This is a genomic window from Anaerovorax odorimutans (assembly GCF_024459955.1).
In the GTDB taxonomy this organism is placed as follows: domain Bacteria; phylum Bacillota; class Clostridia; order Peptostreptococcales; family Anaerovoracaceae; genus Hominibacterium; species Hominibacterium odorimutans_A.
Genome location: NZ_JANFXK010000010.1, coordinates 62938 through 87509, shown reverse-complemented (window position 1 = coordinate 87509; position 24572 = coordinate 62938). Strand labels below are relative to the sequence as shown.

Genomic DNA, 24572 nt, shown 5'->3' with positions numbered 1-24572 from the left:
TATAAACATCGCTGTAGCAGTTCCGTACCTTCTCACAAGTATTTATCTGAAAATTGCATTAGTTCAGAAGACATGTTATAATTTGAGTGTGAATTCTATTGTGTAAAAAAAGGAGGAAAGTATGAAAAAGAAAATTACAGCTCTGATAACCGGAGTCATGCTTCTCGTAACGCTGATTCCGGCAACAGCCCTGGCTGCCGAAAGCCTCGAGCCCACAGCAGTCCTGCAGCCAACAAAGGTCTATAATCCAAACGAAAGTATCCCTAAGACAACCTGCCAGGTTTCGAACAGCAGTCCTGTCCTTTTCAACGGACACCACGGAGCGCTCTATGAAATTCCCTTTTCTGAAAGCGGGACAATCGATTTAATCGTTGAAAATTCTCAGGGAACGGGTGATATCTGGTATGATTGCGGCACAAAAGAAGAGCTTAACGACAAATGGGAAGCCAAATTACCTATGAAAAAAGATGAACAGCATCTTCTGACAGACTCCGGAGTCACCGGGGAAAAGTGCTATTTCGCGGTTTACGGAAAGTCCGGTTCTTTTAACGCAGCCTTTGATTTGAAGGTGCGGTTATATCCGTCTGCGGATCGCACCATCAGCATAAGTAAAAAAGAATATTTTGGTTTCAACCCGAATGCCAAATCCCAGTCCTATAAGTTTACCGCCAAAGAGACAGGCACCATCAAAGTGTCCCTCTATGCCGGAGAGAACGATGTGAAATTCTCTCTTTTGAACAGCAAGAAACAGCAGATTTCCAGAAGTGTTCTAAAGATGTATGATATTGACTCTCCTGTGTATTTTGGCGTCAAAAAAGGCAAGACTTATTATCTGCGGCTAAAGAACCTTGGCCCGGCCGATGACCGCCCATTCTGGCTCAGCGTGAAAAATACGAAAATTAAAGAAAAAAGCGGAGCCACCAGGAAAAAGGCAGTAACCGTAAAGCGGAACAAAAAGGTCAGGGGTTACGTTTTATCCGGAAAGAAGGGCCACGACTGGTATAAAGTTAAAGTTAAAAAATCGGGAAAAGTAAAGTTCTACCTGCAGAACCAGATGACGAATCAATGCTATCTGGATGTGTACAATAAGAAGGGAAAGAAAGTAAAAGGCCTGAAATATAAAAAGGGCGAGACCGATAATTATATTTTGAGCAAGACAAAATACGGACGTCTTTCCAAGGGCACCTACTATGTAAAGGTCTATACAAAAGATAAGCGCGAATGCGGCGGCTATGCCCTCAAATGGAAATAATCGCAGATTCTCCGATAGATTGGGAAATTCCCCCGTACATATTTCTAAAAAGGTACCGGGCAAATCACAGGATTTGTCCGGTACCTTTTTTAATCACTCATATCTTTTTGCGTATCGATCGTATCACCACCGCCGCGCCGGCAGCAGTAAGCAGGATGCCAAAGGCAAAAAGCGCCGTATTGAGGTCCCACAGGGTCGATAAAAGCCCGATCCCAATGGTGGGAAAAGCCATGCCGCTGTAGGCGCACACATAGAAGGTGGAAATAATACGGCTGCGGTTTTCCGGCGTACTGATCTCGCCGGTCATTCGCAGGGCACTCTGGAACGTCCAGCCAGTCCCCAGCGCCTGAAGAAGCATGCTTAAAAGAAGCAGAGCAATGCTGGAAAAAGGCGCCGCGGCGATCATTCCCCAGGTTCCCAGAATCAGAAAAAGAATCCCCCACTGAATCCGTTTTTCCGCTCTGCCCGGCCTGCGAATCAGCTGTGCCACCCCCGAACCAAACAGCATTATAAAGAGCAGCACTCCCGAATATGACAGATTCGATGTATGAAACAGTGTTTTTACATAAGTGGGGACCAACGAAATTACAACGCCATTCAGCGCCAGCATAAGAAATGCGGCCGGAGCAATAAAAAACCAGAAGACCTGCTTGTTTTCATCAGGCACTCCCAGACTGATTCGGCTCCTTTTCGCCGATGTCGAAGCAGGCTTTTTTTCGCTTTTGATCGGAAGCAGCATCAGCAGCGCCGAAAGAAGGGCGATGAGCAAAAGCAAAAATGGCAGCTGATAAGAAAAAAACGGTATGTACTGTGCGATCAGGCCGCAGAGAAGCGGACCAAAACCAAACCCAAACATGTTGAACATACTGGCATAGCCCAATGCGTTCTGTACGTTCCCCTTACTGTTTTCTACAAGAAAAGCGTTGCTCGTTCCCATAAAACAGCCTACTGCAAACCCCTCCAGAACACGTGCGATATACAGCATCACCGGACCTGCCGCAATCAAAAAACATCCGGCGGAAAGGACCGCGCATAACAGACCGATTGCCACCACCTGTTTATTTCCCCGCCTGTCAGCAAGAGATCCCGAAACCAAAAGCAGCGGCAGCAGACACGCCGCGTAAACGGCAAACAGTGCCGTGATCGCCAATGGGTTAAGACCATATTGCTGCTGATAAACCGGGAACAGCGGCGCCGGCAGATTGGTACTGACCGCAATCATCAAAATAGCCCATAAAATTCGTTTCATTAAAATCCTCCTCTATGGCATCTTTAACCTTTTAGTGCGCAAAAGATTCGGTATTTTAACATAAGGTTTTTTGATTGTCAAGAAAGAAAATCACCATGGGAATTCGTATGACAAACCAGCTGTGTAAAAGGGCGAACACGCCCTTTTACACTTTCAGAATTCTCTTGCTGGCCGCATAAGTGGTTATGAAGTAAATGCCATACACGGTAACCGCCACACCTGCTGCGAAGATCACATTCCTCGCCACATCCGCTCCGGTAAGATAAGGGATGCCGCGGAACATTCCTCCCATAATGATGGCGGAATGGACAGCTGCCAAAGCAAACGGCAGGCCGAAGTAAATTTCCAGCTGCGCCAAAAGCGAACGCTTCATAGCCTTAGCTCCTGCCCCCAGTTTGTAGAGCAGGGCATACCTTCTCTGATTGTCAGAGGACTGAATCAGCTGCTGCAGGGCTAGTACTGCTCCTGCTGTCACCAGAAATACAATGCCCAGGTAGACTCCGATATAAGAAGCCGTCAGCTGGTTGGACAGGGCTTCTACATAAATATCTGTCCGACTCTGAAAATCGAAGTCTTCCGTGTTCCTCCTGTCTTGTAAGAAAGTCGCGTATGCCTCCTCGTCGCCCGTCTGGAACATACCGTTCAAGGTCTTCATAAGCGGACTTTCATTTTTCAGTAAATTCTGCGGTACAATCAGCGTCCCCGAATCCAGCAATACATTTCGATTATAGAGAGTCGTTTTATAGAGGCCCTGCGGTTTCAGCGACAGAGATTCTCCCCCCACCTTAACGGCCTGCGCTTCCGATGTCATATAATGATTCAATGCCTTCTCTGCCATCGGCTCATTATAGGAAATCGCATACTGGTTTTTCTCCAGTGTGATCGGCTTTTCTCCCTGCAGCTTTCTAATCTTGTTGTAATCAGAAAGTCCAATCATCACAACGGGCGCTTTTCCAAAGAACTTCTGCTCATTTCTGTTTGCTGTGTATCCCTTTAAAAACAGCTTACTGCTTGTCAGCTTTTTCTCTTTGTACAGCGTAATTTCCGCTGTTTTTTTCAGATGTTCGGGCAGCTGCGCCTTTTGTTTTTCCAGTTCGGATTCAACGGAGCCGCGGTCAATGATTTCATTCTTCATACCGCCTTCGTAATAATATATCACGCTTACGTCATAAGGCGCCATTTGTTTCTTTTCGCTGATCGAGCTTTGCCCCATGCCCATGCCGACCCCCATGACAGACACAGACAGGTACATGAGAACACATACGACGGCAATGGATATTCCGGCAGCCTTCATCCGACTGCTCAGCTGATTGACAACAAAGAGATTCAGCTTTCGATAGTATATCCCCTTTCTCTTCTTCAAGACCTTCATCATTACCCCTGCCACAGACAGGAAGAACAGTACCGTTCCCACCGACAGCAACCCGCCTCCAACCATAACCGATTGCTTAAGGTCATCATCAAACAATTTGAACATGGACAGGTATCCTGCGATCATCAGCAAAATTGAGAGGATTCCCATAAGCACATTTCCTTTAGAGGCCTCCTTAATCTCCTCGTTTTTCCGGCCATCAGAAAGAAGCTCGATTAATTTCTTTTTCCTGATCTCCCGCACATTGAAGAGGTGGACAAAGAGGAAAGTCAGACCGAAAAAGACGACTGCCTCCAGCAGGGCTTTTCCGGAAATGATAAAACTGTAGTGATCCAACCCTGCATTTGCCATCTTTGCCGTAATCATGGACAGTCCCTGGGAAAGGACGATTCCCAGCAGAAAGCCAAAGACAAGGGCAGCGCCACCGATCCGCAGCGTCTCCTTCATCAGCAGATGCTCCAAATCCTTCTTATCCATACCGAGTACCGAATAAATTCCGAATTCCCGCTTCCTCCGTTTCATCAAAAATCGGTTGGCGTATACCACCAGAAATCCTATGATGATGCAGACGAAAACCGAGACACCTGCCATGGCCCATTGGGAAGCAGCCAGATAATTGAGTGAATCATGGAGTCCCAGGCTGCTGAACTGGGCTTCGATGGAGTTGAAGGTATAGAAAAGGCAGACAGCAAAGGTCAGGGTAAAGAAATAGATAAAATAGTCTTTAGCACTTTTCTTTACATTTTTTGAGGCCAGTTCTTTAAAAACCTTTTCAGAGATTCGTTTCTTAGACCGCATGATTCCTCTCACCTCCCATTAAGGATACCACCTGCATAATTTTCAGGAAAAATTCTTTTCTCGTATCGTCACCGCGAATCAGCTCGTTGAAGATTTTGCCGTCTTTCAGAAACAGGATACGCCCGCAGTGGCTGGCTGTAAAAGCATCGTGGGTAACCATCAGAATCGTGGCTTTCTTTTTCTCATTGAGCATTTCCAGACTGTTTAAAAGCATTTCCGCAGAGCGCGAATCCAGCGCTCCCGTAGGCTCGTCGGCCAGTATGAGGGAAGGGTCTGTTATGATGGCCCTGGCGCAGGCCACTCTCTGCTGTTGTCCGCCTGACATTTCATAGGGATATTTTTCTATAATCTCTTTAATTCCCAGCTCGGCTGCCAGGGCATCGATTTTTTTGTCGATCAGCGCCGGCTTTTCTCCCAGAATCGCCAGCGCCAGCGCAATATTATCTCTCCCTGTCAGGGTATCTAAAAGATTGAAATCCTGAAAGATGAACCCCAGCTCTTCACGGCGGAATTTCGCCAGGCTTCGTTCCTTCATTCCTGTGACGTTCTTGCCGTTAATGATAATATGCCCCGCTGTCGCATGGTCGATCGTCGAAATACAATTGAGCAGAGTCGTCTTTCCGCTGCCCGATGCCCCCATGATTCCGACATATTCACCCTGCTGTACCTCAAAGCTGATGTGATTGACCGCCTTCGTCAGGCTGCCCTTATTTTTATAAAATTTTTCAAGGTTTTCCACCCTCAAAACTGTACGCATTTTATATTCCTCCTTCTTCTCTCATTTGTTACGCTCAGTGTACCATTGCCCAAGCCGCGCTTCCACAGATTTACCTAACGGTTGTATTACATTTCTGTAACCTGATTGTATTAAAAAACGACAGCTGCCCAGCGGATCAGACCCGCCCTGTTTTTCAGCTATCGTTTCGTATATTCAGCTCCTATTGCGTTTCAGGCGAAGAACCAGCTCTGTCCCTTCACCTGCCCTGGATTGAAGGTCCAGAGGGATTTCCATTTTATCGCACAGCTCTCTGCACAGATAAAGCCCCATCCCTGTTGACCTTTTAAGATTCCTGCCATTTTCTCCGGTAAATCCCTTTGTGAAGACTCGGGGAATGTCGCTGGCGGGGATACCAATGCCGTTGTCCGCCACTGTCAGCCGCAGCATGTCGCCATCCTCTTCTTCCGCAGTGAAGAACAGAAACGGCCGCTTTTTCTTATCGCGGTATTTCACGGAATTGGTGAGAATCTGTCCCAGAATGAATTCCATCCATTTGGGATCTGTCAGCACCTCATAGTCCAGGTTGTCCATTTTGGGAAAGACTCCGGCCCCCACCATCATTTTGGAATGTCTGCGAATCACTTCCATAACCAGAGATTTCAGGTTCACCGGCTGGATCAGATAATCCGATTCCAGACTGCCGCTCTTGGTATAGAAGAGCAGCTGTTCCACATAGCCTTCAATTCTGCCCACCTCTTCCTCCAGGCTGGAAGTAAGCGGGTTCCTGTTGTTTTCTATAAGCAGACGCTCCACTGCGATAGGCGTCTTGATCTCATGGACCCATGTCTGCACATACTCCTTGTAGTCCATCATTTCCCGCTGCTGGTCCGCAATCACATCGTTCAGGTATTTGCCGTTGTCCTTTACCAGCCGATACAAGACTTTTCCGTCATAAAACCCGGGCTCTTCGATGATCTCAGAAAGATAAGTTTTTTCATCCAGTCCCTCCCAGGTCCGTTCCAGTTCATCGTAATAAGTCTTCTTTCGAAAACAATCATAACCGATCATGCTGGCAAAACCTGCGAAGAAAATCACTTCCACCGCCACAGCGACAGGCATCGCTACCTCCATGACCAGCATAAACATAGCAGAAAGCATACATACCAGAAGGCCGATACATATGGCCACCCATTTATCCTTTATATACTCCCAGACGCTCATACCATATACCCCAGGCCGCGCTTTGTAAGCAAATAATCCTCAAGTCCGATATCCGCCAGCTTTCTCCGCAGCCGGTTGATGTTCACCGTCAAGGTGCTGTCTTCTACAAACTCTTCCATCTCCCACAGATGGCAGATCAGATCGGTCCGCGAGATAATCTGCCCGGCGTTCTCCATCAGCATCCGCAGGATGCCCAGCTCGTTTTTTGTAAGGTCTGTTTCTCTTCCCTGATAGGAAATTCGCCCTTTGAGGACATCCAGAGTCAGCCCCTTATGGGTCAGGGTCACAGTTGCTTTTCTTCCGTAAGCTCTGTGCAGTACGGTGGAAATATGGGCCAGCAGGATATGCATGTTGAAGGGTTTTGTAATATAGTCGTCAGCTCCCAGATTGAGGCTCATCAGCTCATCCATGTCACTGCTGGAGCTGGTGACCACAATGATGGGGACATCCAGCTGTTTGCGCACTTCCTGACAGATATAGAATCCATCCTGAACGGGCAGATTCAGATCCAGCAGTACCAGATCCGGGGCCTCTCTTACGATTTGCCCCGCCGCATCCTCAAACTCCTCAATCAGCGTACAGGTATATCCTTTTTTCTCCAGAGCGGTCCGAAGCTCCTCTCTGATCTTTTCTTCATCTTCTACAATTAAAATTCTCTCCATTGCTGCCTCCCGGAGCTTCCGTTCTATTCCAAATGTTTTAATTTCCAAGACCTGCACTTTTCAAGGGCGCTTTTCAGCGCATCGATGCTGATGGGCTTGGTGATATGTCCATCCATTCCTGCCAGTCTGCTTTTCTTTATATCCTCCAAAAAGGCATCTGCGGTCATGGCAAGAATCGGCAGTTCGTCGATCCGCTCTTTGCCGGAGCCTCTTATTGCCCTGACAGCCTCATAGCCGTCCATAACAGGCATTTGAATATCCATGAATACCAGATCATAATACATCGGAACGTTATGTACTACAGCGTCCACCGCTTCCTGGCCGTTTTCGGCGATCTCCACCGTTACTCCCAGCAGTTCCAGCATTTCTGCCGCAATCTGCCTGTTCAGTTCATTATCATCTACTAAGAGGGCCCGCATCCCTATATAAGTTTTTCCCACGGCAGCGGTGCTTTCTTCAAAATATTCCTGCCGTAAAGCGCCTTTTTTCTCAAGACACAGGGTTATGGTAAAGGAAGTTCCTTTTTCGTATTCGCTTTCCGCTTCAATCTCTCCTCCCATCATGCTTACCAGATTATGGACGATCGTAAGTCCCAGGCCTGTCCCGGAAATTTTTTGAATTCGCGGATCATTGGCCCGGCTGAAAGGTTCAAATATATGCTCCATATATTCCTTTGTCATCCCGATTCCATTGTCCTTTATCACGAACTGATAAGTTCCCATCCGCTCCTCTTCTTTTTTCAGTTCTCTGAGAGTAAGCTGAATATCTCCAAAATCCGGCGTGTATTTGGATGCGTTCTCCACGATATTGACCAGTATCTGCCGCAGCTTCTGTTCATCGCCGGATACATATAAATGCGTACCCTCCTGCAGATCGACCGTGAGCCGCTGCCTTTTCGCCTGAACAGCCTGCTGCAGCATATTCTCCACTTGCTGCAGCAGAGTCTCTAAACTGAAATCCGTATTTTCCAGTTCTGTCGCTCCGCTTTCGATCTTATTGACCTCCAGCACCTCATTAATCAGCCCCATTAAATGCGTGCCGGAAGCTTCTATCTTTTGCAGATAATCCTCCAGTTTTTCCGTATCCGCCATATGGATCCGCGCCAGAGAAGTCATGCCTATGATCGCATTCATAGGCGTTCGAATGTCATGGCTCATCTGCGACAGGAATTGGCTTTTGGCCCGGTTGGCGGCCTCTGCCTTTTCCAGCGTTTCTTCCAAAAGCGCTTTTGCCCGTTTTTCCTTTTCCAGGTTTTCCTCCTGCCTGCGCCGCACCTCATCAATATCGTTAATCATGGCGATTCCCAAAACATCCTCCGTATAGGAACTTTCCACCTGTACGATCTGTATGGACTTCCAGCGCCAGACCCCGTCAGCATCCGTCTGCCGCAGCTCCATTTCCACCTTCTTTTCTCCATTTGCAAAAGCTTGCAGAATATTTGTTCTGGAAAATTTTCGTATGAATTCATCGCGAAAATCGGAGTCTACGGTCGATACTCCCGATTCAATCAGTCTGTCAAAGCGCCCCGACCGATGAACGTTCCTGGCGGGAAAACCGACGCGTTCGACCCTGTGATAGCTGTTCCCTGTCAAATTCACCGCAAAGAGCTTTTCAAAAGCCAGTCTCGCTGCCGCGGCCAGCTGGCTCATCTCCACATTCCTCCGCTGCTCCTGCAGGTAAGAGGTATTGACGTCATGGAAGATTAGTACGCACCAGCACTGGCTCTCATCAGTCTGGCGTATCTTGGCCGCAGTAAACTCTACCATATGATAAACGCCATCATCCATCAGCCGCCGCAGCCTCTTGGAAATCTGTTCTTTCCCCTCCGCAAACTGCGCGATCATGGCATCCCTGGTAAAATTCGCTTCAAAGGCGGCGAGATCATCCGGATGGATCGTTATCTTCGCGTACTTTCTATTTTCGTTGTCAAAATGTCCGCTTACCGGAATCTCTGTCCACAGGGTATCTTTCTGGCAGTTCACATAGTAATCCGCCGTCAGGTTTGCGATGATACATTCCCCGAATACCGTCACCAGACTCTGCCGGTACATTTCTTCTATCGTCTCCTGTCCCTGTTCCTCTTCAAAGTTCAGCTTGTGCGGCGATACGGTTATCACAAAGGCCGGAATATGGCCGTCCCAAAGGGCTCGGTCGGCTCTCGTGTCTATGATTTCTCCGAAGGGGTCATTGTATTGAATCGTATGATTGGAATCCCTGTCGCCCAGGTCCGTCAGCGGACAGTTTTCACAGCTTCCCTCCCAAAGTTCATGACACTTCATGCCCAGCTGCGCTTCCGGACTGACCTCTTTTACACGGCGATTGAAGTACAGCAGTTCGTGGGAATCCTGTTTTATTACATAGATTCCCGTCTCAGTCATAGAGTCCAATATTCTGACTAGATTTTTCCCGTCCATCGACCGTTTTCCTTTCTTTTTTAGTATGAAAGCGTAATTTACATATAGTATATCATAAAAACAAGATAGTATAAATATTTGAGTTTCATCTTCCAATTATCGCTTCATTATGGTATAATATTATTCTTATATGTGACTAATTTGCACATAGGAAAGGAGTTATTCGAATTGTTAGAAAGAATGAAAAAGAAACGTGAAGCTAGGCTTTCTGCTAGCAATGATCCTTCCAACTTTATTCATAAAATGGCCCAGGAACTTGAGGCGAAAAACGTGATCGACAGCGATCTTTACATCAAGCACAACGTAAAGCGTGGTCTCCGTAATTCCAACGGTACGGGCGTTGTGGTCGGGCTTACCAGAATCGGAGAGGTCCTGGGATACTCGGTCAATGAAAACAAAGAAAAAGTTCCTATGGAAGGAAAGCTCTACTACAGAGGCTACAGCATCGAAGATTTGGTGCACAGCTGCATCAAGGAAGGTCGTTTTGGCTTTGAAGAAGTTACATATTTGCTTATGTTCGGACAGCTTCCTACTCAGAAACAACTAAATGATTTTAACACTCTTTTAGGCGAAAAACGGGAACTTCCCGTGGGTTTTGCCAGGGATATGATTCTTACCGCGCCTTCCAGAAGTATTATGAATAAGCTGGCGCGCAGCGTGCTGGCACTTTATTGCTATGATGACAACCCTGATGATACGTCCATCGAAAACGTACTTCGTCAGTCCATCGACCTGATCGGCTATTTTCCTACGCTGATCGCTTACGCATATCAGGCCAAATCGTCAACCTTTGACAACAAAAGTCTTCACCTCCACTATCCGATCCCGGAACTGAGCACAGCGGAAAACATTCTCCGCATGATTCGCCCTACGGGCCAGTATACGGATCTGGAGGCAAAGCTTTTGGACATCGCGATGATCCTCCATGCGGAGCACGGTGGCGGAAACAATTCATCCTTTACTACCCATCTGATCTCGTCTTCAGGAACGGATACCTATGCGACGATTTCAGCGGCAGTCAGCGCTCTGAAAGGTCCAAAGCATGGCGGGGCCAATATTGCCGTAATCAATATGATTCAGGATTTAAAGCGCAATGTCAAGGACATCACCAACTATAAACAAGTAGAAGACTATCTGGTAAAAGTCCTGCGCAAGCAGGCCAACGATAAAACCGGCCTGGTCTACGGAATGGGCCACGCGATTTACACTCTTTCCGACCCCAGAGCGAAGGTCTTAAAGGGAATGGCCAAGCAGCTGGCTGTCAGCAAGGATCTGGTGGATGATTTCATGCTCTGCGATTTTATCGAGAAAAAGGTACCGGAGCTGTATGCGGAAATCAACGGCGTAGAAAAGCCGATGCCAGCCAATGTGGATCTTTATTCCGGCTTTGTCTACAGCGCTCTGGATATCCCAACCGATATCGCAACCCCGCTCTTTGCCACCGCAAGGCTTTCCGGCTGGTGCGCTCATAGACTGGAAGAATTGATCGCCGGCAAAAAGCTCATGCGTCCGGCTTATAACTGTGTGCAGGAGCATTTGGACTATAAGCCAATCAAGGAAAGAAAATAGAAAACAAATATAAAACGATCAAAGCAGTCTCTTGAAGAGAGCCGTTTTGATCGTTTTTTAATAACAAATTAATTCATATGCAGTTCTGGCTCCGTAATCTTTAGATACTGGTCCGGCAGGGCCGGCACATAGACCTCGCTGACAGATGTAAACTCGCCTGGATTCCTGCAGCCGTTTTCTTTCATAACGGTTTTCAGCCCTTTTTCCCAGCTCTTATCTGTTATGACGAATTTGTAGACCGGCTGAATATAGGTCTGATACTCGTCTTTCATGTAGGTTATCTCCACCGATAAAATCTCCGCCGTTTTCGCCACAGTTTCTTCACCACCGAAAGCGAAGAATTTACCCTGCCTCAGCTTTTCCTCAGCCTCTTTGCCCGTAATAATGGGATAGTCTCCCACCTTTTCCCCGGGTATTCGGTAGTAATTGAGAAGTGATGAATCATTGCCTTCTTCAGATGTACGATCGACACCTTCAATACGTTTAAACTCGTAATTGAGCAGTTCTTCCGCAAGCGAAGCCTCTTTGCCCTCAAAATAATTCCAGTACGTTTCTCCGCTCTTTCCATCAAAGCTATAAAAAGTCTCACTCTCCTTTTTCTCCTGAGAAAACTCCATCTGCTTTTTTATGTCCTTTAAAGCGACACCATCCTCTATGGCGGCACAAATTTTTCCCTTTTCCTGCTTAAAAACCGGCAGCTGCTTGATTTCGTCCACATTGTTCAGGGTAGGATTCCCCTGCTTTAAAGAATCCCCCTTTTTTATTACCAGAAAACCGAAGTCCTCTCCTCCCCCCGCGCCCTCAGCCGCAAAGGAAAAAGTGATTACCGGAAGCTGATTTTCCCCCTGTCCGCCGCCTGGCTGCACAATCTCCGCTCCGTCTTTTCCTGTAAAGAATAATATCCCTGCCAAAAGGCAGACCAAACATGCGGCGGCCGCTACCGCAGAAGCCATCCATTTCTTACGGCGCCGCGCTTTTTTGTTTTCTGTATTCTTTACATACCTGAGTATCTTCTGGTCCAGATCTTCGCTGAACGCTATATGATTCATCGCCTTTTGATAAATATCTTTACTCATGCTCCCACTCCTCTCTCAAAATTCTTCCCAATTGTTCCCTTCCCCTGGCCAGTCTTGTACCGATTGTCGCGCTCCGGCTGTACAAAATTCCGGCAATCTCCTTCATGGAATATCCTTCGTAGTAGTAAAGGTAGATCGGTACTCTGTATTTTATCTCAAGGGACAAAACTGCAGAAAGCACCTGACTCTCCTTCTCTTCCAGATACTCCAGATTGTCCGGGAGCGGTTCGCGGCTGCGATTCCATCCCGATTTCAGATAGTTCTTGCACTTATTTGCGGCCACACGGAGAAGCCACGCCTTCAAATGAGCCTCATTTTCAATGCGCGGCTCTTTCTGAAGCAAGACCAGAAATACTTCCTGAGCAATATCCTCCGCATCATGAACATTTTTCAGGTAAGTAAAGGCGGCTCTGGCAACAGTCTCTCCGTAGTCGGCCACTGCTTTTTGAATACACACATCCATATTTTTCTTCCCTCCTTTTACCTTATATACAACTCAGCGGCCTTAAATTTTTCATAAAGCGCAAAAAAAGGGCTATTGCTTTAACTGACAATAGCCCTTTTGGAAATGCTTTCTATTTTGCCATATCAAGTTTCACCCTATTGGTTTCCAGTTCTTTGACATCAGTGATGCCATCCCCTTTTACGGTAACGTTTTTGTTCTCCAGCTTGCTGAAAACGCGGTTGTAATCATCCTTGGTGAAATTTTTCATCCTGCTGGAAGCTATGGAAAGTCCCACACCTCCATTTTCAGCGTCCAGCTTCACAGTCTGCCCTCCGGCGAATTCTTCATCGCCGTAAAAGCCCCAGAGTATGTCATTGATGGTTGAATCAATGTTTTTCACAGCAGCGATAAGAACGGTTTCCGATTCTTTGCTTTGATCCGTATCAACGCCGATCACATAACCCCCAGCCGCCTCAGCCGCTTTCATGATCGATCTGCCCGCACCGCCGGCACAGGCAAAGATCACTTCCGTTCCGTCCTGATACCAGTCTGCCGCCTGCTGTTCCACTGCGGCGTCCGCATCAAAGGTTCCCGTATACCCATATTTTATTCGTACATTCGAAGTTCCCATATCCTTGGCCGCAGCATCCGCTCCCTGGACAAAGCCATAACCGAATCTCTGCACCGGAGGCAGCTCTTTGCCGCCGGCAAAGCCCAGCTTTTTATAGCCTTCCTTCACTGCGGCGTAGCCTGCCAGATATCCCGCCTGTTCCTCTGCAAAAGTAACGGCAACCGTATTCTTCCGCACTTCCGTATCCCCTTTTTCTCCGCCCTTTGGCTGTCCGTCCAGCAGCACGAAGGAGATTTCCGGATGCTCCGACTGAGCCTCATAGATGGTTTCATCAAAGGACGCACCTGCCGTAATAACCAGTTTTGCGCCGCCGTCGATGGCTTCCTCTACAGTCCTAAGATAGGCATCAGTTGCCGCTTCTGTAGTCAAATACGATTTGTAGGAAACCGGATTTTCTTCGACAAAAGCTTCGATCCCCTGCCATACCGCCTCATTGAACGATCCATCCTCAATGGTGGCCGTATCGGACAGCATCGCAATCTCATAGGTCACAGGCTTTTCTTCCTTTTTCTGCCCGCATCCGGACAGTCCGGCAATCAGAATAACAGCAGTAACAACAGCCAAGAGCTTTTTTATTTTCATCGCAATCTCCCTATTTATAGATTTCTTCCCTTCGATGTTTGAGCAGCGGCAGCTGCTGACGGATGGCTTCCACATAGTCCAGATCAATGTCTCCGTATACGATTGTCTCTTTTTCATCGGCCTTAGCCAGAAATTCGCCCCACGGCGTAGCGATGCAGGAGCTGCCGTAAGCCTGGTATACGCCGTCCATGTCTCTGGCAGGCGATGCCGCGGCGAAATAGACCTGATTATCCAGCGCTCTGGCCCGCATGGTCAGGTCCCAGTGAGCCGGTCCTGTGGTCAGGTTAAAGGCCGCCGGCAACACGATCAACTTTGCGCCCGCAAGGGCCATCTTCCGCGACAATTCCGGGAAACGAACATCATAGCAGATAGCCACGCCGATTTTGCAGTATTCCGTATCGATTACCGTCGCTTTGTCCCCCGGACTTAAAGTATCTGATTCCATGAAGCGAATGCCGCCCTTCACGTCGATGTCGAAAAGATGCACCTTTCTGTGTTTGCCGATCCGCTTTCCCTGCCGGTCAAAACTGAAAGAGGTATTATATACTTTATTGTCGTCCAGCTCAGAAATAGAACCGCCGATCAGATAAATATCGTTTCCCCTTGCCAGATCGGAAAGGAATTTTACCGAAGGGCCGTCTTCCGGTTCCGCGTAGTCCCGGAAATAATCGTTGGAATATGGACAGTTCCACATTTCCGGCAGCGCGACCACCTGCGCGCCGTTCTCAGCGGCCTCCCGCACCATGGCGCCAGCCTTTTCTTTGCTTTTTTCTTTATCCATAGAACCCATCATCTGACACAATGCAATTTTAAACATCTTCCGCCTCCTGACTTTTCAGTGTTTCAATGAAATTTCGGGTAATTCTGCCGGTAAGCCCCCAGATAACCCGGTTTTCAAATTCATAAATCGGGACTTCCGTAGTGCCTTTGCGCCAGTTATAGCCTTTGGAGAATTTGATTTTTTCATAAGGAAAATCTTCTCCCACCATCGGCGCCACCTTCATCTTGTAAACAGCCGGTTCGTGTTCCCAAAGATAGCTGAGGGGCACCAGAAAGATCTCTTTGACCTCATCCGGATTCAGCTCCGGCTGCCACAGGCTTTCCTCCTTTATAGTACCTAAAAAAGAGAACATTGTAAAGTTGCTGTAGGTATAAAGGGTATCCAGCTGGCTTATGACCTGTATATCTTCCCGGCCAATGCCCAGCTCCTCCATCGTCTCTCTCACCGCGCAGGCTTCAAAGGATTCGCCATCTTCCACCTGCCCTCCGGGAAAGCAGACCTCTCCCGGCTGCCGTTTCATATGTTCGGCCCTTACTTCATACAAAAGATAAAGCTCCCCGTCCTTTTGGACCAGGGGCACCAGCACGGAAAAATAATTATGTCTTCCGATGACCCGGGGAGTTCGTTTTTCAAAGAGCTTTTCAATTTTATCAAGGGTTATGGTTTTCATTCAACTGCGCCTCTTTTCGTGTTCCTCTTATATTCATATAGGATGCGATTAAAATCAGAACGATTCCTATGTACGTGTTCCAGAGAATGGATTCGCCCAGAACGATCACCGCCATAACCGGTGCGATGGCCGGCTTGAGGAAAAAGGCAATGGAGCCGGTAGTGGCGTCGGACAGCTTGATGGCCATGAAATAGCAGAAGTAGCCCAGCCCTGTGACAAAGATACTGATATAAGCCACTACCATCCAGTTATCGACGATTCCCGCTACGATCGGCCGTCCCATAAAGAGCATTACCACCAGCAGTACCAGGGATCCCAGTATAAAGCTGATACTGGTCTGGGCCATAATGCCCATCTTCCGCACGCTGATTTTTCCAGCCACCGTATAAAGACCGAAAAACAGGGCGGCCAGCAGCATGAGGATCACGCCCAGAACCGTATTTCCCTCTTGCATATGCCATGGTTTAATCATGAATATGATGCCCAGAAGTCCAACCAAAAGTACAAGGACTTTATTTTTTGTCATTTTTTCATCCGTCATAAAGTGAGCAAAAATCATGGTAAACAGCGGGTTGATGGAAATCAGCACCGATGCGGTGGCCGCGTTGGAATGCATCACGCCCATCTGGAAAAACAGCATGCTCAGCGGAATTCCCAAAATTCCCACATATAAAAGATAAGCGAAATCCTTTAGTTCCAGTTTTACATGATTTCGCCTGACTTCCGCTATGGCAAAGGGCAGCAGTAAAAGACCGCCGATCATGAACCGCAGAAAGGTCAGCTGGAAGGAATCCATCTCACTTCCTGCCAGCTTTAGCGCCACCTCCATGGTGCCGAACAAAAACGCTGTTAATACCACAAAAAAATAAACTTTCTTCATTTTACCTCACTCCAAATTCTTTGTGTCATTGAAAAAGGCGGTGATAAACACCGCCGTTTCCGCTATGTACGATATGTTACCCGCAGGCTGAATTAGTTTAAAATCTCACAGTCTGTAAAGTCAACTCCGATCATCTCTTCCTTTTCGGCGCTCAGGCTCACTACGAATTCGATATCGTAGTTCTTGGAAATTTTCTTGATTCTGTCGATGAACTCAGGCAGATCGCCCAATGTAACATCCGCATGCTTTAAGATGCTGTCGATGAACATGGTTTCGATGTCGTGGTCGGAACTGATGATTCCGTAGATAAAACCGATGTATTCATCGCTGTTGGTAATATATTCGAAGTCCTCCATGCAGATTACACGAATCTTATGGCTGAGATCATACATTAACCTGTGGTTTTTATTTATAAAAATGACACTGCCGTTACTTTCTTCAACTTTGTCATTTGCTAAGTCGATCATCTGCTTCGTTTTGCCGCTTCCCTTATGTCCAATTAATAATTTCACCATAGCAAAGCCCTCCCTTTTCTGTACTTACGTGATTGTTTATGTTGAAATATATTATACACTACCCGGCCAGTTGGGGCAACAGCAATTCTTAATTTATTTCTTGGGGAAAATCCCGTGCGGATCAGGCTTTGCCGTATCCGCAGTTTGGATAGGTGCACTCTTTGCAGTTGAGGCAGAGTCCGCCGTGACCCAGTTTTTTGATATCTCTTCTGGTAATCACTTCTCCGGCCAAGAGTCTTGGGACGATCAGATCGAACACGCTGGTCCTGCTGTACATCACGCAGCCCGGCAGTCCCACCACCGGAATATCGTCGATGTAGGAGAGCATGAACATGGCTCCCGGCAGTACCGGAGCGCCATAGGTCACGATATAGCCGCCGGCTCTCTTGATGCCGGAAGGCGTTCTGTCGTCCGGGTCCACGGACATGCCGCCGGTAACGCCGATCATATCCACGCCCATGTCGATCAGCTGACGGATACAGTCTGCGATCATCTCCTCATCGTCATCGGCAAAGAGCTGTTTTACCACAGTACTGCCCAGTTCGCCGAACTTTTTCACCAGTACGGGCCCGAAGGCGTCCTCGATTTTTCCCGAATAAACTTCGCTGCCCGTGGTCACCACACCGATTTTCAGGCTGCGCAGAGGTTCGATCCTGATGAGCGTTCCTCTGTCCAGCACGCCTTCCGCCTGTTTGACAACGGCTTCATCCACAAAGAGAGGAATGACCCTGGTTCCTGCCAGCTTCTGCCCCGGCTCCACCACAATGTTTTCGTGGATGCTGGCAAACATGATCTCATCCTGGTCAATGAGGTCGATCAGAAGCTCGCTGTCCACTTTCAAAAGGCCCCGTTCTTCCGCGATCAATTCAATCTTTCCTTCGCTGGGCTCCGTCAGCCCAATCCCAGGGCCCGCCGCTTTTTTGGCGATTCGCAGCGCCGCTTCGTTTTCGTGGACATCCGTGTCGTCTTTTTCCACCACATAGAGATGTTTTTTGCCCATGGAAAGGAGCACCTCAATGTCCTCTTCTTTGATGACATGACCTTTTTTAAATTTAGGACCTTTGTACTCGCCCGGTATAATCTGTGTCAGGTCGTGAGCAAGTACGGTTCCCACTGCCTTTTGCACTTCAATTTCTTTCATGTTGTATAAACCTCTTCTTCATTTAATAATAATTTTAAAAATTTCCAGCCGGGAAGGCTCGGGTCTATTGCTCCTGAATCGTGCCGTCTTTCATGAAAATTCGATGATCGGCAAACAGCTCGCTTTCTCTTGGATCGTGGGTGATGAGTATGGTGGGAATTCCAAGAGTCTCCTTGAAGGCTGCGAATTCTTCATAGACAACCTCCTTGGTTTTTACGTCCAGCGCGGAAAAGGGCTCGTCTAAGAGCAGCAGCCTGGGCTGGGTCACGATGGCCCGCGCCAGGGCTACCCTTTGCTTTTCGCCGCCTGAAATATTGCCGGGGTACCGTTTTTTCAGGTGGGTGATCCCAAAGGTTTCCATAATGTAGTCCGCGTAATCCAAAAGCTCTTTTCGTTTTTCCCGATCCCTGTACTCTTTTTTGTTTTTAATCCCGTAGGTCACGTTTTTCTCCACAGTCATATTGGGAAACAGCGCGTAATTCTGAAACAAATATCCGACTTGCCTGTTTCGCACCGGAATATTAGTTTTTCCATCAAAAACCAATTGTTCCTCAATGATGACTTTTCCTTCATCCGGCTGCTTGAGTCCCGATATGCAGTTGAGCACCGTCGTTTTTCCGGCGCCGGATTCTCCCTGGATGACCAGCACCCCTTTATCAAAGGAATACTCCACATCAACGGAAAACCGATCCAATTGTTTTTTTATTTTGAAATAGGTACACATGGTTACACCTTATAATTTTTCTTTTTCAGCCAGGCGTTGAGTCCGAAAATCATCAGAAAACTGAATACGGTCATCACCGCCACCAGCGTATTGGCCTGATCTTCTTTTCCTGTAGCTACTGCGTAGTAAATGGCCGTGGGGATAGTCTGGGTTTCCCCTTCAATATTTCCGGCCAGCATCAGGGTTGCGCCGAACTCGCCCATGGCCCTGGCAAAGGTGAGGATGATCCCGCTGACAACGCCCGGTCTTGCCAAAGGAAACAGCACCGTCCAGAAAGCTTTCCATTCCCCGCTTCCCAGGGTCTGGGCCGCCAGTTCATAAGTCTCATCCACGCTTTGAAACGCTGCCTTGACATTCTGGTACATCAGAGGCAACGCCACCACGCAGGCCGCGATCACACAGGCCACCCACGTAAACACCACCTGAACGCCAAAGGTGTCCAGCAAAAAGGCGCCCAGCGGGCCCCTTTTGCCGAACAGCTTCAGCAGCAGATATCCAACGATGGAAGGCGGCAGGATCATGGGAAGGATCAGAATCGTCTCCCAGATGCTTTTAAAGGGTACGTTCTTTTTTGTCAGTATATAGGCGAAAAACACTCCCAGGATAAAGGCGAATATGGTCGCGATGGCCGCGACTTTTAGTGATAGCACTACCGGAGCCAGCATCCCTTATTTTACCGTAAACCCGTATTTTTCAAATACGCCCTTCGCATAATCTTCCTGTATGAATTTGTAGAAATTCTCGGCAGCTTCGGCCTGCTGGGAGTCTTTCATAATGGCCGCCGGATAAACGATGGGGTCGTGAAGACTGTCTTTTACTTCTGCGACCATTTCGCCCTTGTCTTTGTCCAGCAGCATAGCGTCGGTCTTATAGACGAATCCGCATTCCACGTTTCCTGTTTCAACGTAGTTAAGCACGGCCCTTACGTCTTTGGCTTTTACGATCTTCTTTTCTACTTTATCGGTGATCTTCATGTTCTCAAAAACCTGGGTCGCGTATTTTCCTGCCGGAACTGTTTCCGGTTCGCCGATGGCAATCTGCTTTACCGCATCTGTTGTCAGGGCATCCATGGTCACCTTACCGGCCGCTTCTTTGGTTGCGATCAGGGTCAGGGTGTTGCCGAGAAGATCTTTTCTGGATTCCTTGTCGATAAAATCGGCTTCCTCCAGCTCATCCATGTTCTTCTTGGAGGCGGAAATGAACAGGTCGCAGGGCGCATTGCCCTTGATCTGCTGCACCAGGTCGCCGGAGCCGGCATAGCTGGTCTTGATTTTGTCCTTACAGTCCTTGTTATATTCTGTGATAATTTCATTGAGTGCGTCGGTCAGGCTGGCCGCTGCCAGTACGGTTATTTCCCCACCTTCTTCGCTCTTTGCCGCCTCCTCTTTGGAATCGCCGCATCCCGCAAAGATGCAGGCTGTTAGCAGCATCAGTGCCAGCAATAGACTTAACTTTTTTACTTTCATAGTCGTTTCTCCTTTTGTGATCGTACAAACTATGAGCTCGCTCACAAAAAGAAGTTTACCACTATTTTGAAAAAAAGTATGTTGCTCGGACAACATTTTTTAAATTTTCTCAAAATTTTTCCAGTTCTCCCAGCCGCAGCTGACCGCAGGCCGCGTCAATATCCGCTCCCAGCTCCCTTCGCACCGTAGCAGGGATTCCTCTTGCTTCCAGGTAGGCGGCAATCTCCAGCGCCTGTTTCCGGTTGCTGCCGTAAAGGCCGCTTTCCCGTACTTCGTTGAGGGGAATCAGGTTTACGTGGCACAGCATCCCTTTCAGTTTACCGGCCAAGAGGTCAATCTGCTCTTTGGTATCGTTCTTTCCTTTCACCAGCGCGTATTCAAAGGTGATCCTGCGTCCCGTTTCCTCTGTGTACCGGCGGCAAGCTGCCAGCAGCTGGTCCACCGGGTAGCTTTTGTTGATCGGCATCATGGACTGGCGCGTCCCATCGTCCGCGCTGTGGAGGGAAACTGCCAGGTTGACCTGTTTCATGTCTTCGGCAAATTCCCGGATTTTCGGCACCAGTCCGCAAGTGGAAACCGTAATGTTGCGCAGGCTGATATTGAGCCCCTCCTTTTCGTGGATATTGCGGATGAATTTCAATAGGTTGTCGTAGTTATCGAAGGGTTCGCCGGTTCCCATAACGACCACATGGTTGATGGTCTCGCCCGTATCCCGTTCTATGGTCAGAATCTGGTCCGCTATCTCTCCCGGCGTCAAATTCCGTTTCAGCCCGTCCATTCCCGAGGCGCAAAAACGGCATCCCATTCTGCACCCTGCCTGGGAGGATACGCAGATGGAATTGCCGTATTTGTATTTCATGAAGACGCTTTCTATGGTGTTGCCGTCCGCAAGTCCCAGCAGGTATTTGCGGGTGCCGTCTTTCCCGGATTTTTGTACGCGCAGGATACGCAGGCTGTCCAGCTCCGCTCTTTGGCTCAGGGCCTGCCGCAGGCCTTTGGAAAGATCCGTCATTTCCTCAAAGGACCGAGCGCCCCGGTAAATCCAGGAAAACACCTGCTTTGCGCGAAATTTTTTCTCTCCCTGTTGCTGAAAAAAATCTTCCAGTTCGTTTATCGTCAAGTCTTTTAAATTTATCATTTGTCTCCTTAATATAACCCTCTGTTCCTGCTCATACGCTTCTTTTCCGCAACTTTTTGCTTCTGCACCTCGCCTCTCCATCCCGGATGGCGGAGGTCCAGGTACGCCTCGATATTGATCCAGTCGTTCTGCGGATTTTCCGAAGCGATCCCCGGGTAAAAGTGTGCGATATATTCCTTTACTAAAAGCTGCGAAAGATGTCTCAGCCTGCCGCAGGATTCCTCGCAGACCGTCTCTCCGTAGCCCTCCAATATGGTGATGATAACCGGGATATCGTAGCCGAATTTAATAGCCATCCGTTCCAGGTCCCTTCCCAAAACTACGTAATGGTCAAAGATGGCCAGATGGTCGTTCATTGGGATTTTGGCGACTTCTCTGAGCTTTTCAATGGGTGCGCTCATAATTGTCCTCCTTCTTTATCTTAAAACGTAACGGTGTCCTTTATTTTTTGGATTTCACAGCGCTATATTTTCCATAAATCTTTTTGCCCGCGGAATCCTTCTTGTAAGCCCGCACCTTGACGTAGTACCTTTTGCCTTTTTTCAGCTTAGTCAGTTTTTTGCTTGTGGCCTTGGTCGTAGTATATTTGGTCTGTTTCTTTCTGAACTTTTTGCTGGTGGAATAGGCGATCTGATAGCCGGCTGCCCCGCTGATCTTTTTATAAGAAACTTTCATCTTAGTCTTCGATGTTTTCTTTAAACTTTTAATCTTTGTTTTGGAAACGTTCACTTTTATCCATTTTGCGTATAAGGTATAATCGCCGCCGGAAAAGGATGCGACTCTGTTCGTGTAGCCGCCGTCTCCGTACCAGCCTCCGAAGGTATACCCTGCACGAGTTGGATCCCGCAAGGAAACCGTTGTTCCATAGTAGGTGGCTGGATTGGCGCTGCTGTTGTTCCCACCGTTGAGTACATAGACAATCCGATACGGTACGACAATTCGGCAGGCGGCCGTCCGCTGGCTCCCGTCTGATGAAGATGCCGTGATTACTGCCGTTCCGCCATTTTTAGCCGTCACCCTTCCGCCGGTGACAGCTGCTACGGAAGGATTGGAAGAGGTCCATGTCAGCGTGCGGTTGCTGGCATTGGACGGAGAAACAGCAGCTATTAACTGAAAGGAACTTCCCGCGTTCAGTGTTTTAGAAGACGTATTTAAAGAAACGCTTTCTACTTTTATCTCTTTAGGTGCAGGCGTTTCCAGCTGCGGTACAAGCTTGAGGCCATATGTTGTAACCTTATCCCCAATGGTTTTCTCCAGCTCGTACCCATATGTGTCCTTCAGTTTCACCTCCGCTTGGTCTTCCACCTCGCCAAAACTCAAATAAGAGCCCTCCTGCAGCTCAGGGGCTTCATTTGCGGGAATAACGATTAAATTCAAACTCCCCCAAAGCGAACCAGCCTCCAAGGTCTTTCCCGACAGGATCCGCAAGGTTTGACCATTGGCCTCCAGGTCTCCCACTTTTGCGGAATTCTTCAATATGAAATTGTCGCATTTAGCCTCCAAGGAAAAAAATTCTATATCCCTGATCGGGCCGCTGACCTCGGCGTTCAATCCGATTTGATCATCTTCCAGACCGCCTGCATTTAACATCGACCATCCCGAAATCGTGCCGCTGATTTCCCCACCGAGAAAATCGAACGTCCCCGCTTTCGCCGGATCCGTTATATTGCCAAAACTGCCGCTTTCTATGGAAAGCTGATTATCTTTGGGACCGTCAGCTGTCGTTATATCCGGCGGCACGTTTCCTGTAGCTACTGCCTGACTAAAACTCAGCACAGCGCCAGCTATCACAATATCCGTTTCTTTTTCAGGGGTGTCAAAGTCCAAATGAATATTTTGAAAGATAGTATCGGAGGTTACCTTCAAAGGCTTCCGGAAGATCAGTTTGGCATCGTTCTGACCGTAAAAAGTAAATGTTTTTCCTGACAGCACGGCTTCCTGATCCCACGTTGTATCACCGAACACCGCCACATGTACCTGTTCCTTATTCAGGTTCTCTGCCGCCGCTGTTACTTCCGCCATGGTTTTAAAGGGAGTCTCGGCGCTCTGTCCATCGCCTGACGCATCCGCCTTACCATTCACATAAAGCGTTGCACTCGTATCTTTGGGCCTGCTGACCCATCTGCCCGGTTCAGTCTTTACCAATTCCCAATCCCAAGTTGTGTTGGAAAAGGCAATCGTCGCATCAGAAACCTGCGAGCCGGTTATGGTTCCGACAAATCCGTTGCTGATCGTTCCCGCTCCGGTAATCGCGCCGACAACTGATATGTCCGCACCACAGCTGATGGTTCCACGGAAAATCAGATTTCCTTCTATCCTGAGCTTTTGCTGACCGGTGATGTTTAGCTCACTCCCCGGCCCCAGCTCAACATCTTTTACGTTCTCCAGCATGTGGACCGTTGTTTTTCCTGCCATCAGCTTCAGCTTACCGATGTGTTTCAGATTGCTGGTAAAATATTGCGTTGCGGAAATTGTCAAAGTCGTATGATCTCTGCTCTCCGACAAGCCTTCCACCGCATCGGCGGTCGCTTTATCTCGGAGCGTTATATCCACGCCCTGCTCTACCGGAGCCTTGTTGCTGCCGTACCCGTAGACAGCCTTAAAATGTCCGCCGCCCAAATTGATTGCCGCTTTGCGATCCGTTATTTCCTTTCCGGTTTCGCTTCCGGCATAAATGTAGGCCTTTTGCTTGTCGTTTTTATTGACGTAGCACTGGGCCGTGTCCGTCATGGTAAAGGAATATCCGTTCACATAAATACAGCGGCCGCTAGGATCCGTTGAAGTTGTCTCCAGCTTCAAGCTGTCCAGAGTCAAATTGCCGCCCAGGCTGAGACCATACCGCACGACCCAGGCCGCATCTGCGCTGTCTCCTTTAATGGTAATATTTTTAGACGGCGTGCGTTCCTCTTCTTGACTTACATAGCTGCCCTTAATCACGATGGTTCCGCCATCTGACACGGCGTTGTACGCATCCTGTATATCTTTATAGGGACTCTGTTCTGTGCCGTTTCCCTTTCCTGAATCAGCTGCCTCCGATGAAACATAAACAGGCGACAGCGAACTTTTTTCCGCCCCGAAAACGGACGCCATCCCCGCTGTCTGTGTGGCAAGCAGCAGCAAAACAAGGATAAACGCCGTAAACCTACCGCCATAATTAGATGCTTTCATGCTTCCTCTCCTCTTTATCTTTATGCAACCTTAAAATAACAAAAGAGATGTCGCTTCCCTCCATACAGATGCGTATGGGGACAGAAGTCCGGGCCGCTGT

At 48.2% G+C, this 24572-nt stretch carries 22 protein-coding genes; 2 read left to right on the top strand and 20 right to left on the bottom strand.

Features of this window, described 5'->3' with window-relative positions; genetic code table 11:
• Positions 1–121: 121 nt before the first annotated feature.
• A complete protein-coding gene (locus NE619_RS10085) occupies positions 122–1252 on the top strand; it encodes a hypothetical protein (protein WP_256132290.1) in 1131 nt (376 codons plus the stop codon).
• A gap of 97 nt (positions 1253–1349) precedes the next feature.
• Here NE619_RS10085 and NE619_RS10080 read toward each other — a convergent pair whose 3' ends face one another.
• The 6 genes from NE619_RS10080 to NE619_RS10055 form a co-directional block, all read right to left on the bottom strand.
• Positions 1350–2501 carry an MFS transporter gene (locus NE619_RS10080; RefSeq protein WP_256132289.1) on the bottom strand — a complete coding sequence of 384 codons (1152 nt, stop codon included), beginning with the start codon at positions 2499–2501 and terminating at the stop codon, positions 1350–1352.
• 145 nt (positions 2502–2646) lie between these two features.
• Positions 2647–4671 carry an FtsX-like permease family protein gene (locus tag NE619_RS10075; protein ID WP_256132288.1) on the bottom strand — a complete coding sequence of 675 codons (2025 nt, stop codon included), beginning with the start codon at positions 4669–4671 and terminating at the stop codon, positions 2647–2649.
• Positions 4661–5428, bottom strand: coding sequence for an ABC transporter ATP-binding protein (locus tag NE619_RS10070; RefSeq protein ID WP_256132287.1), 768 nt, complete (start codon positions 5426–5428; stop codon positions 4661–4663). The genes NE619_RS10075 and NE619_RS10070 overlap by 11 nt, the downstream gene beginning before the upstream one ends.
• Positions 5429–5602: 174 nt before the next feature.
• A complete protein-coding gene (locus NE619_RS10065; RefSeq protein ID WP_256132286.1) occupies positions 5603–6610 on the bottom strand; it encodes a sensor histidine kinase in 1008 nt (335 codons plus the stop codon).
• Positions 6607–7272 (bottom strand): response regulator transcription factor, encoded by a 666-nt coding sequence (locus NE619_RS10060; protein WP_256132285.1) that lies wholly within the window; start codon positions 7270–7272, stop codon positions 6607–6609. The genes NE619_RS10065 and NE619_RS10060 overlap by 4 nt, the downstream gene beginning before the upstream one ends.
• A gap of 23 nt (positions 7273–7295) precedes the next feature.
• On the bottom strand, positions 7296–9686 hold the full coding sequence (locus NE619_RS10055) for an ATP-binding protein (RefSeq protein WP_256132284.1): 2391 nt from the start codon (positions 9684–9686) through the stop codon (positions 7296–7298).
• Positions 9687–9854: 168 nt separating this feature from the next.
• Between NE619_RS10055 and NE619_RS10050 the strand changes: the two genes are divergently transcribed.
• The gene (locus tag NE619_RS10050; RefSeq protein ID WP_330640709.1) at positions 9855–11255 is read left to right on the top strand and encodes a citrate/2-methylcitrate synthase; all 1401 of its coding nucleotides are present in this window, start codon (positions 9855–9857) and stop codon (positions 11253–11255) included.
• 68 nt (positions 11256–11323) lie between these two features.
• Here the strand turns inward: NE619_RS10050 and NE619_RS10045 are convergent, their stop codons facing one another.
• From NE619_RS10045 to NE619_RS09980, 14 genes are all read right to left on the bottom strand, one after another.
• Positions 11324–12331 (bottom strand): hypothetical protein, encoded by a 1008-nt coding sequence (locus tag NE619_RS10045; protein ID WP_256132283.1) that lies wholly within the window; start codon positions 12329–12331, stop codon positions 11324–11326.
• Positions 12324–12794 carry a sigma-70 family RNA polymerase sigma factor gene (locus tag NE619_RS10040; protein WP_256132282.1) on the bottom strand — a complete coding sequence of 157 codons (471 nt, stop codon included), beginning with the start codon at positions 12792–12794 and terminating at the stop codon, positions 12324–12326. The genes NE619_RS10045 and NE619_RS10040 overlap by 8 nt, the downstream gene beginning before the upstream one ends.
• A gap of 112 nt (positions 12795–12906) precedes the next feature.
• Entirely contained in the window at positions 12907–13989 is a 1083-nt protein-coding gene (locus NE619_RS10035) for a BMP family ABC transporter substrate-binding protein (protein ID WP_256132281.1), read from the bottom strand.
• Positions 13990–13999: 10 nt separating this feature from the next.
• Positions 14000–14806, bottom strand: a complete 807-nt coding sequence (locus tag NE619_RS10030) for a carbon-nitrogen hydrolase family protein (protein WP_256132280.1) — start codon at positions 14804–14806, stop codon at positions 14000–14002.
• Complete coding sequence (locus NE619_RS10025) at positions 14799–15440, bottom strand: NUDIX hydrolase (RefSeq protein WP_256132279.1); 642 nt, start codon at positions 15438–15440, stop codon at positions 14799–14801. Before NE619_RS10025 ends, NE619_RS10030 begins: the two co-directional genes overlap by 8 nt.
• Positions 15421–16320, bottom strand: coding sequence for a DMT family transporter (locus NE619_RS10020; RefSeq protein ID WP_256132278.1), 900 nt, complete (start codon positions 16318–16320; stop codon positions 15421–15423). The genes NE619_RS10025 and NE619_RS10020 overlap by 20 nt, the downstream gene beginning before the upstream one ends.
• A 92-nt stretch (positions 16321–16412) precedes the next feature.
• Complete coding sequence (locus NE619_RS10015) at positions 16413–16835, bottom strand: hypothetical protein (RefSeq protein ID WP_256132277.1); 423 nt, start codon at positions 16833–16835, stop codon at positions 16413–16415.
• Positions 16836–16956: 121 nt separating this feature from the next.
• Positions 16957–17976, bottom strand: a complete 1020-nt coding sequence (locus NE619_RS10010; RefSeq protein WP_256132276.1) for a molybdopterin-binding protein — start codon at positions 17974–17976, stop codon at positions 16957–16959.
• A gap of 64 nt (positions 17977–18040) precedes the next feature.
• Positions 18041–18700, bottom strand: coding sequence for an ATP-binding cassette domain-containing protein (locus NE619_RS10005; RefSeq protein WP_256132275.1), 660 nt, complete (start codon positions 18698–18700; stop codon positions 18041–18043).
• A 2-nt stretch (positions 18701–18702) separates the two neighbouring features.
• Positions 18703–19350, bottom strand: coding sequence for a molybdate ABC transporter permease subunit (gene modB / locus NE619_RS10000; RefSeq protein ID WP_330640708.1), 648 nt, complete (start codon positions 19348–19350; stop codon positions 18703–18705).
• A gap of 18 nt (positions 19351–19368) precedes the next feature.
• Positions 19369–20166 carry a molybdate ABC transporter substrate-binding protein gene (gene modA, locus NE619_RS09995; protein WP_256132273.1) on the bottom strand — a complete coding sequence of 266 codons (798 nt, stop codon included), beginning with the start codon at positions 20164–20166 and terminating at the stop codon, positions 19369–19371.
• Between the two features lie 109 nt (positions 20167–20275).
• A complete protein-coding gene (rlmN, locus tag NE619_RS09990) occupies positions 20276–21304 on the bottom strand; it encodes a 23S rRNA (adenine(2503)-C(2))-methyltransferase RlmN (RefSeq protein ID WP_256132272.1) in 1029 nt (342 codons plus the stop codon).
• Between the two features lie 8 nt (positions 21305–21312).
• Positions 21313–21705, bottom strand: coding sequence for a hypothetical protein (locus NE619_RS09985; protein ID WP_256132271.1), 393 nt, complete (start codon positions 21703–21705; stop codon positions 21313–21315).
• Positions 21706–21745: 40 nt separating this feature from the next.
• Positions 21746–24472: an Ig-like domain-containing protein gene (locus tag NE619_RS09980; RefSeq protein WP_256132270.1), complete on the bottom strand. Its 2727-nt coding sequence runs from the start codon at positions 24470–24472 to the stop codon at positions 21746–21748.
• Positions 24473–24572: the final 100 nt, after the last annotated feature.